This is a genomic window from Methanolapillus millepedarum (genome assembly GCF_032594115.1).
GTDB classification, from domain to species: domain Archaea; phylum Halobacteriota; class Methanosarcinia; order Methanosarcinales; family Methanosarcinaceae; genus Methanolapillus; species Methanolapillus millepedarum.
The window spans coordinates 615,837-631,442 of the sequence record NZ_CP131060.1 but is presented as its reverse complement, the minus strand read 5'-3'; the positions used below and the strand labels follow the sequence as shown (position 1 = coordinate 631,442).

The window sequence follows — 15,606 nt, the reverse complement described above, 5'->3', positions numbered from 1 at the left end:
CGGCAGTTTTATCCCAGTTTCTGCCGCACCGCATCGTAAAAGCTGGCTTCCGAAAACTTCACGAACCGCCCCGGATATCGGGCACGTTTGATCGTGATTGTATCGTGTTCGGTCACTTTCAAATGGTGTTCATCTTCATGAACGCCGCTTCTTTCACCGGCCTCCGCTGCCCGTTCAATTTTTTCATAAATTTCATCCGACTTTTCGACCACTTTTCCGTCTGTCACGATCACGATTTCTTTCGGAACTTTTAAGCGGAGCGTGATTTCGCTGTCAAACGGAATAATCCACGGGCGGGACGATAATTTAAACGGCGCGATCGGGACGATCAAAATCGCATCGACATCCGGCGAAACAATCGGTCCGCCGGCGCTCATCGCATAGGCGGTCGATCCGGTCGGCGTCGCAAAAACAATTCCATCGGCACGGATTTCGTTTAAAAATTTTCCGTTGACCAAAACTTCATAAGTCATCATTTTAGCGGGATAAGCGGATGTTGCCACCACTTCGTTAATGGCCGTTCCCAAAAATTTGCCGTTGAGGGAAATTTCAAGGCGGGGACGCTCGTCATACATAAACCCGGAAATGGCGCGCTCAATGGCGGTAATCGCGTCTTCCGGCTCAACGTCCGCCAAAAATCCGAGATTGCCCATGTTGATGCCAAGCATCGGAATCGGATCCTTCATTTTGGACATGTTCCGAAGGATGGTTCCGTCGCCGCCGATCGAAATCACAAAATCGACGCCAAGCTCTTCCATTTGAGCAACCGTCACGCCGCGTTCTTCCATTCCGAGAAGCCGGGCCGGCGATGATGACAAGTAAACGTCCACCTGATCCGAAAATGTGCCGATGATATGATGCACCATTTCAAGCGCCGCCGAACTGTCGCAACGGGAAACGATCGCGATTTTTTTCACGTCGCCCTTGTAATAATAACGGTCGCCGCGGCACGAAATTTCCGGATAGGTGATCAGGTTGAGAATTTCCTGATGAATGATGCCGTTTGAGGCCACCAGATTCAGCGGTTTGATGTGGTTGTCGGGAATTGAAAGCGGTTTTCCGATGCCGTCGGTCACAATCCCGCCCGCTTCCCGGACAATCAGCTGTCCGGCGGCGATGTCCACCAGCCGAAGCGCCATTCGGACGTCAATGAACGCGTCAATTTTCCCGGCGGCGACGTAACACAGCTCAAGCGCCACACTTCCGAGTACCCGAAGTTTTTGAACGCGCGAACAGATTTTAGATGTGCGGTCGGTGTTTTGACGGTATCCGTAAGCGCTGATGGTCAGTTCCCGGATGGAGGACGCCGTTGACGATACAATTTTTTGGTTGTTCATAAAGGCGCCTTTTCCGGTTTCGGCGTAAAATTCGTCGCCGTTCGCCAAATTCGCGACGTAACCGAAAAAAATGTCTTTGAGATTCGGACTTGAAAACGCGATTGAAAGGCTGTAAAAGGGAATGTTTTGGATGGCGTTTGTGGTTCCGTCAAGCGGATCGACGATGACCGCAAATTCAGGGCTGTTTCCAATCACGATTCGCCCGCACTCCTCGCTGATAATGATCATGGATTTGCCGTATGATTTCAAACGCTCAACGACCGTGTCTTCCGCGACCAAGTCAATCCGTTTGGTATCTGTTCCGTCATCGCCGACAAACATGAAATCTCCGGCATCGATTGTTCCTCGAAGAGACGAAATCGCAACAACAACGTCTTTGTAAATCGTGCGGCAAAGCGAAAGAAGCTCAGAGCTCGGCACGGAACAAGAATAGGCAGCGGATTTTTTTTCACTCATAAAATGACCCGGAATAACTTTTGAAGGAGGAATTATTTTAAAATATTTGTTTATGATTTATGAATTGGATGGTTTTGATGATTATAATTGTTTTGTAAATATAAATGTGTCAGATTCGGGAAAATCCGATTATTCGGAATTGTAACCGGCCGCGGAGTAAGTCCGAGAAATGAATGCAAGAGCGACATTTTTGCAAGCGGAGCGCGCAAAAATGGCGGACTTGCGGCTTTTCCGATAATTTCAGATTTTGGTAAATCAGTCCGGAATTGAAATTGGAAACAGAAGACGCAAACTGAAAACCACAGATAGAAGATGCATTTAACAGCTGATTGCATCTGCCGTTAACTGTTTCAATTGCATCTGCTGTTAACTGTTCCGATTGCATCTGCTGTTAACTGTTCCGGTTGCATCTGCTGTTAACTGTTCCGGTTGCATCTGCTGTTAACTGTTCCGGTTGCATCTGCTGTTAACTGTTCCGATTGCATCTGCTGTTAACTGTTCCGATTGCATCTGCTGTTAACTGTTCCGGTTGCATGCGCCGCTGTATCTCACTCCATTTCATCGAAATCCGTTTAAACAGACGCGGTACGCGTCTGTTTAAACGGGATGGTTTTCTTGGTTCAAAAACAAAACTTGCCGAATGAATTTTGGGACTCAAATAAAAATACCGAACGGTTTTTGAACTCAAATGAAAACGTGCCGCTATAACGCGCGCGGCGCCGCTCACCGCAAAAATCAAAAAAGAAAAAAAATCAAAAATCAAACAAACTCTTCTGGTTCTTTGGCGGTTCGCTTTTTTCCGTCCGGTCCGCTTTTTCTTTTTTTGCCTTCTCGTCCGCTTCGGCTTTTTGCTTTTCCGCTTCCTGCTGTTTTTTCTTTTCAGCCGCGGCGGCGATTTCTTCAATCGTCATCTGACTTTTATCTTCTTTTTCTTTCTCTTTTCGCGGCCTTTTCTCTTTGAAAAATTCCGGCTCGGCACTGTGATGTTTGGCGGCAATCACACGAGATTTGTCATAAATGTTTTGAACGGTTTTCGTCGCCGATTTCGCTTGAAGCAAATAAATCAATTCATCTAAATCAAAATCAGATTCCCCGGAAAGGTTGACGGCATACTCTTCGTTTTCCATGAGGCGCATGTAATACGGGATTAATTCGTTTCGGGAAACCCGCATCGAATCCTTGTGCCGGACAGACATTTTGACAGCGATGTTGTCCCGCATCGCCCGCATCGATTTTGCTTGCCCCATCCGCTTCCATCCGGACGGCGATGAATATTTGATAAACCCGGAATATTCTCCGGAACGGACCGACATCGGGCCAACCGTCATCATGAAATTGGCATAGCGCCACAGGCGGTAATTTTGACGCAGCCGCACGCGCCCCAAATAAAGGTCGGCGCGCGACAAAACAGCGTAGCCGTTTGAAATGTCGGGATTTACTTTTTCAAAGACAGGACCTTTTTTTTCATCCGGAAACTGAAGCGGCAGGTTTTCATCAATCCACATGATCAAATCCTCCGGCGTCTCATCCAGCGTTCCGACGGCGTCTAAAGCCTCTCTTCTGTTTTTTCCTTTGAAAACCTTCACCAAAGCTTTAAAAATCGTTTCTTTGACATCGCGGCCGGAAATGACAATGTCTTCCGCCTTTAATTCGGATTTCCCTGACGCGCAAGCCTGCAAATCGTTCATGGCGCTTCGAAGGTCCCCGCCCGCGTTTTCCGCAAGTTTCAAAAGAGCGTCTTCGCCGCAAGCAATTCCCTCCGTGTCGCACGCACGTTTCAGCGCCGGAACGATGGAACGGCTTTGAATACTTGAAAAAGAGATTTCAAGACACTGGGAACGAATCGTTTGCGTTATCCCGTAAACGTCGTTCGCAATCAAAATAATCGGATGCGTCGTTTTGGCAATGACGTCGGAAATCGCTTTGCTGCCGCCTTTGTCATATGTCCCGTGAAGATTGTCCGCTTCGTCAAGAACAATGAGACGTTTGCTCGACCCTTTGTCGTCGCTCTCCTTTTTTTCGTGCGAAAAAAGCGTTTTCATCCGGGAGGCGGAACCGGCCACCTTGTCAATCACTTCCGCCGTCCGCTGATCTCCGGCGTTGAGTTCAATCATTTCCCAACCCATTTCACGCGCCAGCGCATGAGCGGATGTTGTCTTCCCGACGCCGGCAGGTCCGTATAAGATAACAGCGCGTTTTTCCGGCATTTTTGCGGCCCACTCGTCCGCCCACAAGCGAAGCTCGTGAAGGGCTTTTTTGTTGCCGATGATTTCTTTAAACGTTTTTGGGCGGTATTTTTCCGCCCAATCGGAAAATTGGTCCGGCTGATCCATGATTATCAAAGATATAGAAAAATGAAATCAAACAATTTATAAACCGATTCCCATCGCTTTGTTTGTCTTTTCGATGGATTTCAAATTATCCATTTCCAGCTTCATCATAGAGCGAATCGCGTCGACATTTTCAGGAACCACGTCCGATTCCTGGTGAATCGCCTGGAAGAAATAAAGTTCGCCATCGTCGATTGAAACCGAATCCTTAAAGACGCAGCTTTCCCACATGTCATTTCGGCTTCGTCCCAAATCGCGACCAAATTCAATGATTTCGGCTGTTGAGGAGATGCCGCCGTCAATCAATTTTATCCTCGGACGGGATTGGAACAACTTTTTAACATCGTCCGCCGTGCAGTCTTTTTTAAGTTTGATGTTGAGAACGTGCAAATGCATAAAAGTCGTCGGCGCTTTAATAGCGGCAGACGTGATGTTAATATGCGGCATAATGGTTTTCACATCCGGGCCGTGGTGGGACGGCAATTTGACCGGATCCAAAACCAAGGCGTCGATCGGACCGGTTTTGATGTCTCCCGGGTCTCCCGCGCGCCGGACAATCGTGACGCGGACTTTTTCGACGCCGTATTTTTGATCAAGCGGAAAAATCGCACGGCAAAGACCGGTTGTGTTACAAGAAACGACGCGAACAAAATCAGCGCCGTAGGCTTGGTCATAGTTGGCTTCCGCGTTAAAAGAAATCGGACAAACGTCTTTACTTTCGCCGCCTTGCCAGATGGCTTTGACGCCCGCTTTTTCGTAAAGCGCCTTATTGGTGACGCCGATTTTTCCGGGCGTACAATCCACAACAATATCCGCTTTTTCAATCATTTCCTCAATGGTTCCGGCCACTTTAAGACCCGCTTTTGCGAAAGCTTCCTTGCTTGTTTCCGGAACATAAATGTCATATCCTTTTAAAGCAGCCACCTGCGCTTCAAAATTCGGTTTGGTTTTGGAAATGCCGATGACTTCCATATCGTCTTGTAAAGCGACGGCGTCTGCGACGCGTTTTCCGATGGTTCCGTATCCGTTGACTGCGACTTTAACTTTTGCCATTTCATTTCCTCTCGAACTTGATTATTCCGCTATAAAACTAAAAATGATTAAAATGAGTATAAATCAGAAAGATTATAAATTGTCTGTCAGAAAACGAGAAAATTATTTGAAATTTCCCCCTGTTTCTGCTTTCTATTGAAAGTATTTTAAATATTATGATGATTTAATGTCTGAATTTATCCCGTTGACCATTTTTGCAACCGACATGCCCATCGCAAGTCCCAGAGATTCCGCAACCGCTTCACATTTCGTTCGAAGTAAAAAGGCAATCGGACCCAAATTCTCATCGGATAAACTTTCATAATTGGCCATCCCCTTACTGATTATCAACGATGCTTCTTTCATGGCGGCAACCGTATTTTTCGGTGCTTCCCGGATGGAAATCCCGACCGTATCTGTTCCGGTCGTCATGATTTCATCGGCAAAGTCTTCCAACTCCAATTCTTCCGCTTCTTTAAGCGTAACGTCCGTCAAAATCGGTTTTCCACGGACCACAAGAATCAACTTTGTTTTTTGGCCGGCAGCATTCATATTTTTTTGGATTTTTTGAATGATTCTCAAGACTTCACGGTCAAAAACAATCTCTCCGCAATTATCAATCAAATAAACCACATTGGGAAGCCGTTTCAACATATCCTCCGTATCGTCAGTCGCCAGGCCTTTCTTGAAATGGTTTTCAAATTCTTTTTTGAAATCGTCATCTGAAGCGTCATGTCCCATCACGCCGAAATCAAAATAATTGCCGATTACCGCCGCCAAAACGGCATTTTTAAAAATGGTTTCAAGCGGGTACGGACTATTTTCAAGAGTGTAAGCTTCTCCGGAAGGAGCGGTTCCGTAAATCAATTTCAAAACCGACGGCAAAATTTCAAGTGCTGTTTCGTTGTTGATTTTTTTGATGTTCCGGTACGGGTCGCTGTCGTTCAGAACTTCGTAGCATTTCCGGTGAACAGCGGTTGCCACATCTGTTGATGTTCGTCCGCCCCGATATTCCCGGCTCATGACACTCAAGCATTCTTTCATGACCTTTTCGACCAGACCAGGATCATCGGTTGACAGATTGCATTGGTAATGAACGCGGGATAAAAGACAGTACGGGCAACGCGGACTTATTTTCATGAAATTCCTCAAGTGACATAAAAAGAAACGATAAAAAATCTAAAATCAAAAGTGAATGAAATGAAAAAGAGAAGGGATTATTAAATGATTTCTGTTCATATGATTATGTATTGTCGGAATAATATAATTTGGAAAACTATAGGATTCAAAACAATATAAAAAGTGATAAATACTTTTGGAATCAGGCATGTATTACTTCATTGGATGAGTTTTTTTAAAGAAAAATAATATGAAAAGAGGTCAATATGAGTGAAAATATACAATTGGCGAGTGGAAAGATGCCATCGGAGAGCGGAAATTTTCAATTTGATATTTTGGATGTTGCGGATTGGTTTTTAAACAAATGTCCGATACAGCACAAAAGACTTCAAAAATTATGTTATTACGCAGTGGCTTGGCATTATGCTTTATTGGACACACCCTTGTGCAAAAGGGATGAATTTCAAGCTTGGGTCCACGGACCGGTCAACCCGATTATATATGCGAAATATAAAAATTACGTTTGGACGCCGATTCCTCAACTTTTTGAAAAGAAAAACTTCCAAGAATCCGAAGAGGTTTTTGAACGGGTATAGGATACTTATAAAGAGCTTTCCGGATATGATTTAGAATTTCTAACACATGAAGAAGATCCTTGGATCAACGCGCGCAAAGGCCTTGAAGAATATGAGTTGTCTGAAAACGTCATTTCAACGGATGACATGAAATCATATTATAGAAAAGTGTATGAAGAGGCTCAAAATGACTAAAAGCAAAAAGATTAAAATATTCAACCCAACCGTTCCATCAAAAGCGATGAATGGTATTTTTGAAATAAAAATTCTTTTAAAAATTATTCACTAACGGATCTTTCCATTGAATTATTTATGAACTTCAACTTTGAGCACCTCGGAAATTGTACGAACAAAAAAGCGCATCATTGTTTTTGTGAAATGGATATTCAATCTCTTAAAATTGAGCCATTTTTTACATCGTGCGCATCATTGCCGACGAGACGAATTTCTGACCCGTTTTGAAAATCAAAACAGTAACCTGAAGTTTCGCAAAGACCCGTCCGTTCAAATCAAACACGTTTATGTTGACAAAAGATTTCGACTTCATGGTTTTAAAGAAAATAACACATTCAATGGGATTGCCCTTGACCCCACGCATGAAGACGGAAAAGATTAATATAATATCTTTTCCTATTCCAAAAACCATTTTGGGCCTATAGGGTAGCGGATATCCTGACGGACTTCGAAACAAAAAATTGTGAAGACATCCGTCGACTTGCGTTCGAATCGCAATAGGCCCGCTTCATTCACTGCTTTTAAGTCAATTTCGTTTTATTTTTTTGTTTTTTGTTTTATTTTTTTGTTTTGTTATTTGTTTTGTTATTTTGTTTGTTATTTGTTTTGTTATTTTGTTTTGTTATTTGTTTTGTTATTTTGTTTTGTTATTTTGTTTTGTTATTTTGTTTTGTTATTTTGTTTTGTTATTTTCATCGAATACGTTCCGGTTTTTGTTTGTCGTTCTCAATACTTTTTGTTCTTCATATAATATATTAATTTTAAAATTTATATATTATGAACCGATATATAAAATGAAAAACGATTTGTTCGGGATATTTCAAGTCATCCGAATAAATAAACTTGTTACAGATTCGAGAGCTGACGATATGAAATCCATAAACATATTTATTTGCGGCTTGATTCTGGCAGCCGGCCTTCTCGGGAGCGGCTGCCTCTCAAGTACACCGCAATCCAATGAAACGATGATGATGTTGCCGTTTGGTTCGGAACAGGAAATGCAAGCCTATTTTGAAACCGTCTATCAGCCGGATTATTCAAGCCGTGCCGGAATATCGCTCGCGGGCGATTCCATATCGCCGCCAATGCCGCCGGCAGACAACACATCTCCAACACCATCTCCAATGCCGGCTCCGGATCCTTCCGAATCTTCAACAACACCCCAATCGCCTTCAACGCCGGACCGGGTCTCGGAAACGAATGTTCAGGTCGCCGGCGTCGATGAAGCTGATCTTGTTAAAACGGATGGCAACACAATTTATTACACGCCTCAAAACTATTATGTTTACAACCTGACTTCCGTCAATAATTCATACGGCGGCATGTATTACACGTATGATACGCATCCGTCCACCTTTGCGATTGACGCTTTGCCGCCGGAAACATCGGCTCTTCTTTCCAACATCGGAAGAACCGGTGAACTTTATCTGACCAACAACAACACAACATTGGTGGCGGTTGACTTTACGGATATTTCCGCTTACAACGTTTCGGACCCGGCCAACCCGCAATTGATTTGGTATAAAGATTTGGAAGGCAATTACGTGGATTCCCGCATGGTTGACGGAAAACTTTACCTTGTCGCCCAAAATTACAGCACGGTCTATCCGGTTGCCTACATGGGAACTGAGCTTTCGTACCGGGATTACTACCGTCCGGTCGGACCGGCCATTTCCCGTCCGGTAACCGATACAACATTTTTCGTTTCGGAAATTAATGTGAGCAGCGGGAACTTCGACAAGACAATGGCTTTGGTCGGCTCACAATATTCCACGGTTGTTTATGCCTCTTTGGACAACATGTATTTGACCAACTACTATTATCCGGATGAGACGGCCATTTCCATGAAATTCATTGAAGAGCATGGTTCCGAATATTTCCCGAAAAACGTGATGGATAAAATTAACCGTATTATCACAAACTCGGATTTGAGCGAGAATATCAAATATCAGGCCGTCACGGAAACGATTTATGATTACATGAACACGTTGTCGTCCGAAGACCGGAATAATCTTTACAACAGCTACGACAAAGCCTATTCGGCTTACTTGGCCGACGCCATCAAAAACAGTGAAACAACTTTGATTTCAAAAATCAATTTGACGAACTTTGACGTGACGACCGGCACCGTTCCGGGTCTGATTAACGATCCGTTTTCGATGGACGAATTTGAAGGCAACCTTCGGGTGGCGACAACCGTCGGTAACTACTGGCGGCTTTCGGATGACCGTTCCAGCGGTGTTTATGTTTTAAATGATAAAATGAACACAATCGGAAACCTCAGCGGTTTGGCCCCGGGAGAGCGGATTTACAGCGCCCGGTTTGTGGACGACCGTCTTTACATGGTCACCTACAAGCAAGTCGATCCGTTCTTTGTGGTGGATGTGAGTAACCCGACAAAGCCGGCTGTTCTCGGTGAACTCAAGCTTCCGGGATATTCGACTTATCTTCAGCCGCTGAACGATACGTTGATTTTGGGACTCGGCTACACGGATAACGGTCAGATGAAACTGTCTCTCTTTGATGTCACAAATGTGAGCGCTCCGATGGAACTTTCCGGTTATGTATTTACGAATACGTACGGGTCAGCCGCCCTTTACGACCACCACGCGTTCTTGTGGGATCCTGATTACAGTGTGATGGTGCTTCCGACGTATGAGCATGCTTACATCATGGAAATTAAGAACAACACCATTTCCATGAAAAAAGACGATGTCCATAAAGAAGCCACGGTCGTCCGGTCCATTTACATCAACAACTACCTGTATACGTTCTCAAACAAGGAAGTGCACATTTTGGATCAGAACACGTGGGACCTTTTGAAAGTGATTTCAATCCCGCAGCCGACCTACCCGTCCGGCGGACCTTATCCGCCATATCCGACACCGTATCCGATTCCGGTTGATTGAGCAACTCGCCAAAAACTCACTCGGAATTGAACACCGCCGAGTCAGGCGGTGTTTTTATTTTTAATTTAAGTTTTTAAAGGGTAATCGCTTGCGATTTGTGCAATACATATTCTAATTTTTATTATTGTATAATTTTATTTTTATTAAACGTATTAATCATATATTTTTATGTTTTCATTCTCAAAATATACTTCCCAATTACGAATATTATTATATACGTCTTTGCTGCTTGAACAACCCAATAGAGAATCAAAGATATTTTAAAATCCTCTATTTTTTTAAAAATTGTGATTTTTTTAAGTGGATTTTTTGATTCGTCCTTGATTTTTTTAAAATTCAAAGAGGAAGGTTTCATCATGGGTTATAAAAATAGTATGAAAAGAATCAGTATCAGTCTTCTTATTGTTATGATTTTAATGGCAACTTTCATTATGCCGGCTGCGGCAGATGATGCTGCAATCGACGGCTCATGGAAAGACCCGGTTCAGGTGACTACAACAGATCGGGTTATTTTATTGAACACATCAAGTAAAATTACTTTTGACGTCAATATTCCATCCGGATTTACAGGAACCAATGTTTTGAACATTTCTTTAAAAAATAATAATACATCCGAACCCGACTCCGGATTCAGTTTTTCGGATTATACAGCAAAAAACGGTATTCCATCTGTTTTGTCCGGAACAATTACAAATGTTGATTCGAGTTCAGATTACATTGAATATACGTTTCAAAATGTGGAAGGGATATCATTTGATGTAAGTGTCTTTGCAGGTTCGACGGCTTACTCGGGTGAAAAAGCAGATATTATGGCGACATTGTACCAAGACAGCACAGAAGTTTCAAATTTAATGGCCGCTGTGGTTTGTCAATATCCTCAGTTGACCACGACTGGTACAATTAATCTGATTAATCCCATTCTTTTACCATCCGGAAAAAACGGCGATACGTCGGTTCGCGCACAATATGTTTATTCAGGTTTAACGGGGGCAGCCTATAATTCCACAACCGGATTTAAACTTAATTTTTCAACAGTAAATATTACCGTAGATGGGGTCACAAAAACCTATGAAAACTGGATGTTAGATCCTACAACTTCTCCTGTGATTTTTTATCTGGATGAAACAAATATGACAAGTGTCACCCCGCTGACAGAAATAAATTTAACCGCTCCTCAAACTCAATCCTTCATCATTTGGATCTCTGAGGATTTTCAAAAAAACGGTTCCAATGTTCCGGAAATTGACTTTACATCTCTTTCTGTTACCTCTTCCGTTCAAATGAACGGCCGCGGCTCATGGATGGACCTAAACACCAGTTCAATCGGTTACACCGACGGTTCATATGTCTCACATACAATTGATTCCAAATTCACAGCTGTGGATGGGCAATTCACAAGAGCAACTTTTTATAAGGCGGTTTCCACGGGCGATTATCTCCTCAACAATTCCAAACAATACAGCAGCTCCAGCAACTCTCTTCACCCTCTTTATTATCAAGAACTATTCCGAATCGGATTTGAAGGCAGTGTCCTGTCCGGCGAAGATATCACAATGGAAATTGAGGTCCCGGACAATGTGACAATTACACATATCCGGCTTCCGAAAAACGGTGATGATACACAATATTCAAGCATTAAGATAACAGATCCTGTCGGAAATGAGTACCTCTTTGATCAACCGAGTTTATCATCGGATCAAATCAATTTATCTTCAGAAGGGTTGATTTTTGGACCGGGGGACGATGTCACATTGGAAATTATCGGTTTGCTTAAAATGAGACCTGTTTCGAGTGGTCATCAGTCCTATTCCTTTGACCATTTGATTCACTTTGTCGGTATTACGGATTCCATTTCCGGAAATCAGAAATTTAGTTATTCAATGAGAGGAGATAACACAGGCACTCTTTCCGATATTGCGGGCATCACTCTCCAAGCCGTTGATGGATACAATGTGACTCCTTACATACATGATTTCAGCGTAAGCGGGACTCTTGAACCCGGTAAATCATTAAAACTTACAAGTAAGTTTGACGCTTCTTCCTATCCTTATTATTCTGCGTTACGCACGAACCCACTGAATCCGGTCGCTACCAGCGTATATCCAAATCCGGTTGCTTATTTCAGCATTCCTCCGGGATTGGCGGTGAAAAATGTATCTCTTTATTCCGGAAATACTCTCGGCTCGTCTGTATTTGATAAAGATGGAAATCAGATCACCTTTGAAACAAAAACATATCCGAATGCCGGAGTTTATAAAAACGACACAGACCCGTCAAAAGGTGGTCAGCTGGTTGAAGTAAAATTGAAGAAGACCGTCGACGAATCGGAAAGATTCTGGTTGCAATTTAATCCTTCTCATTACACCGTCCAGTTTGATTTGGAAGTGCCGGATGATTATGATGAGATGTCAATTACCTTTAAAGATACCAGTGTCTTGTGGACAACATGGGACCCCGATGCAACAGAATCAGGAACCGGTGGCTCAGGTGGCCGGAACTCAAAATTGGAAGATTGCCATATCAGCGGAACATCAGCGACGGTTTCACAAGGGTCTCATTTCAGTTACTCTCGAACATTGAGTACAACATTGCCAAATGTCCTTGTAACCGGTGTCAGTACAAATACTTCCGGCGGATATGTCTCTTACCGTCCGGGTGTTTCGGACTCTTATCCAAGGCTTATGCCCGGCAACAATTCGGATTTCAAACTGTATGCCATTAATTACGGTACCACTTCTTATTCTGACTCCAAAGTTTATTTCATCTTGCCGAAAAGCAATGGGTGGAAGCCGGTTATCAATGGCCCGTTAACCGTTGTTCCTTCTTCCGGATTGAATGATGACGATTATTCGGTCTTCTATACAACAGATAAAGTCACAGACAGTGCTTTAAATGACAATGGAGACTTCACGGCTGATTATACTTGGACGGAAATTACATTTGATATAGATAAAAAATCAGAAACGGATCTGTCTGACCTTAACAAAATGACAGCGGTCAAAGTTGTATTTAATACAATGGACAACCGAGACAGTTTGAGGCTTTATTTGCCGTTTGAGGTTCCAAATGTCCCCGAAATCAATGCCAGTAATAATTTGGCAATCGGTCAAACCCTCTACCGGTTCAATCAGACTTTCAAAAGCAACAGCGGTTTCACCGGCGCTGTTCAGCTCATGGGTTCAGATGGTCCGATTATTCTGGGACACAACACGTCCGCAGATTCCCCAACAGCACTTGGAACATCAACAACGGTAAAGACCGGCGATCCGATTCCGGACTGGTGGACAATTTACACCTACGATGACTTTACGAAAGGAATCAATCTTTCGAAAGTGGACATCATTTTTACACCGGATTCGGGACCCGCCTCAAAAACAAGCATCACCGAATTTACAAATGAAGAGTATATCAAAAAGATCTCAGGCGCAGATGACCCGAACTTTGCTCCCGGAAATAAAGTGACGATTCCGGAGGCCAGCCGCATTCCCGTCAATTCAGGAACTCAGGGAACCTACCTCATCACTTACTACACCAAACCGGATGAAGACGGTCAAGTCGGAATCGCAACCCGGACAATTATTATTCGGGAAAGCAATCCCGCCATTGAATTTGATGAGATTTCAGAGACAGTGCTTTGGAATACCAATGTTCCTTCCGGCTCTTCATGGGATGAATACTTCCACCGGAATGTGACCGGGGAGGGTGGAGTTTCTCTTGACCAGAACAACTTTACGTACGAATCTTGCAGCGGAAAGAGTACAACTTTTGATATCAACACTCCGGGATCTTATATTCTGACTTACCGCTACACGGATGGTACAAATACCGCTTATGTTGACGTCAACGTTGTTGTCAAATATAACGGAACCTTATCCGGAAACGTGACGGCAAACGGCAAAAATGTTTCAGGACAGGAAGTGACCATAAACGATGACGGTCCAAGCAGCGGCGGTTCTAATACAACAACCTTAACCGGAGCTTATTCCTATCCGTTAGAGGCTTTTGTCAATCCGGAAGAAGTCAGTTATACCGTTTCAGTCGGTACTCCTCCGGCCGGCTTAAAAGTTCCGACGCTTCTGATTTCTCCTCAAAGCGGAATTGCCAAAGCTCCAAAAGCAAGCTATACGGCGGACTTTGACTTGGAGCCGGTGGGTTTCAATGTGTCGTTTGTCGACGCATCCGGCTGGGTCGAGTCGGTGACACTTTACAATTCCGCCGGACAAAAACAGATGACAATCAACACAAGTGATAACAGCGGCAAAAACGATTATTTGTTTGAAAAAGCGTCCGGAGACGGTTGGTTTGAGGGCGATGACTATTACTTTGTTCTCAAAGTCCAGCCGGGATTCAAGCCGGATGGCAGTGCATTCAACCAAAAAGAAGGTCCATCGTTGGAATGGAAGACCGGCAACTACACTCTTGGAAATGAAGATATTTCCGTGAGCGGTGGAACTGGTATCGGCGCATCATACGCCAGCGGTGTTATTTGGAATGACAAAAACAAAGACAGTATCTTTGACCGTGAAAATGAATCTTTGGTTTCCAATGTGACGGTGAGTTTGCTGGACAACGATAATGTTTCCGTTTCCGAGACAAAAACAGATGCCAATGGATATTACTACCTCCATATCAGCGATGTCGGCAATTATTATGTTCAAGTGAAACCACCGGCCGGTTTGAACCGCGCCTCGGCTTTCCATGACGACCAAAAAATCAACGGTAGCGACAATTACAAATCGTATTTGTTGGAAGTTACGGCAGTCAGCGGAACAAGCGCGGATCAGTTTAGTGGTGTTCTTGGAGGATTCTACTATGAACATACTTCCGGCGGACGTGTCGGAACAGCAACCATCACCGGTCTGTTGGACGCGGTGAGAGGCAACGATAGCGGCAACAATGGAAATGATTCAGAAGGAGAAGGTCTTTCCTTGGATACCGGCAACCAAACCGGTGATTCGGAAAATAACGGTAATACGACTGACCCGGGAACCAAAAGAGGCTGGGGCGGAGATGATTATTCCTTTATCGGATTACTCATCATGCTGTCTGCCATCATTTTGGGATTGAGGCAGTTGTTTACGATTTACGGCATCAGGTCCGGTAAAGTGGCTGACCCGAAGAAGCTCATGAAGTTCCACATTTTGGCAGTCATCATGGCGATTTTTGTTGTCATTGCTTTCTTCTACTTCTACAACTGGCATTTCGGAAAAATCATTTACAGATCGCCCGATATTATTTTGGCGGCATTCTTCATCATTGAAATTCTTTTGACTGCCAAAGCCTACAGAAAAAATGAGCAAAAACAAAGACAAAGAGAATAATAAAAAATTCAATAAAAAATAACAGCGGATTTGCTGTTATTTTTATTTTTTATTTTTTGCATGCCATAGCGCATGTTATTGCAACACATTTTTTGGAATTTGTAAACAAATGTTTTTATTTTTATTGAAATGAATAAACAAATGTTTTTATTTTTATTGAAATGAATAAACAAATGTTTTTATCTTTCTTAAAAATCGCAGGCAAAATACTTTTGTCATTATAAAAAGAAAAAAAGTTGAAAACGATGGAAGTCCCTCCTTTTCAACCGAGTTTTTTAATTTAAATTTTATGA

7 protein-coding genes and 1 tRNA gene are annotated in these 15,606 nt (G+C 43.3%); 4 read left to right on the top strand and 4 right to left on the bottom strand.

Annotated elements, in window-relative coordinates; all coding sequences use genetic code 11:
• Positions 1-8: 8 nt before the first annotated feature.
• The 4 genes from MsAc7_RS03030 to MsAc7_RS03015 all read right to left on the bottom strand — a co-directional run bounded on the left by MsAc7_RS03030 (position 9) and on the right by MsAc7_RS03015 (position 6,295).
• Positions 9-1,793, bottom strand: coding sequence for a bifunctional fructose-bisphosphatase/inositol-phosphate phosphatase (locus MsAc7_RS03030; RefSeq protein ID WP_338103119.1), 1,785 nt, complete (start codon positions 1,791-1,793; stop codon positions 9-11).
• 752 nt (positions 1,794-2,545) lie between these two features.
• A complete protein-coding gene (locus MsAc7_RS03025) occupies positions 2,546-4,126 on the bottom strand; it encodes a replication factor C large subunit (RefSeq protein WP_338103118.1) in 1,581 nt (526 codons plus the stop codon).
• A 36-nt stretch (positions 4,127-4,162) separates the two neighbouring features.
• Positions 4,163-5,176: a type II glyceraldehyde-3-phosphate dehydrogenase gene (locus MsAc7_RS03020; protein WP_338103117.1), complete on the bottom strand. Its 1,014-nt coding sequence runs from the start codon at positions 5,174-5,176 to the stop codon at positions 4,163-4,165.
• 153 nt (positions 5,177-5,329) lie between these two features.
• A complete protein-coding gene (locus MsAc7_RS03015) occupies positions 5,330-6,295 on the bottom strand; it encodes a damage-control phosphatase ARMT1 family protein (RefSeq protein ID WP_338103116.1) in 966 nt (321 codons plus the stop codon).
• A 245-nt stretch (positions 6,296-6,540) separates the two neighbouring features.
• Here MsAc7_RS03015 and MsAc7_RS03010 point away from each other — a divergent pair, with 245 nt between their 5' ends.
• From MsAc7_RS03010 to MsAc7_RS02995, 4 genes are all read left to right on the top strand, one after another.
• Positions 6,541-6,870, top strand: coding sequence for a Panacea domain-containing protein (locus MsAc7_RS03010; RefSeq protein ID WP_338103115.1), 330 nt, complete (start codon positions 6,541-6,543; stop codon positions 6,868-6,870).
• A 628-nt stretch (positions 6,871-7,498) separates the two neighbouring features.
• A tRNA-Arg gene (locus MsAc7_RS03005) sits at positions 7,499-7,589 on the top strand.
• 363 nt (positions 7,590-7,952) lie between these two features.
• Positions 7,953-9,992 carry a beta-propeller domain-containing protein gene (locus MsAc7_RS03000; protein WP_338103114.1) on the top strand — a complete coding sequence of 680 codons (2,040 nt, stop codon included), beginning with the start codon at positions 7,953-7,955 and terminating at the stop codon, positions 9,990-9,992.
• 356 nt (positions 9,993-10,348) lie between these two features.
• Complete coding sequence (locus MsAc7_RS02995; RefSeq protein ID WP_338103113.1) at positions 10,349-15,313, top strand: SdrD B-like domain-containing protein; 4,965 nt, start codon at positions 10,349-10,351, stop codon at positions 15,311-15,313.
• Positions 15,314-15,606 lie beyond the last annotated feature (293 nt).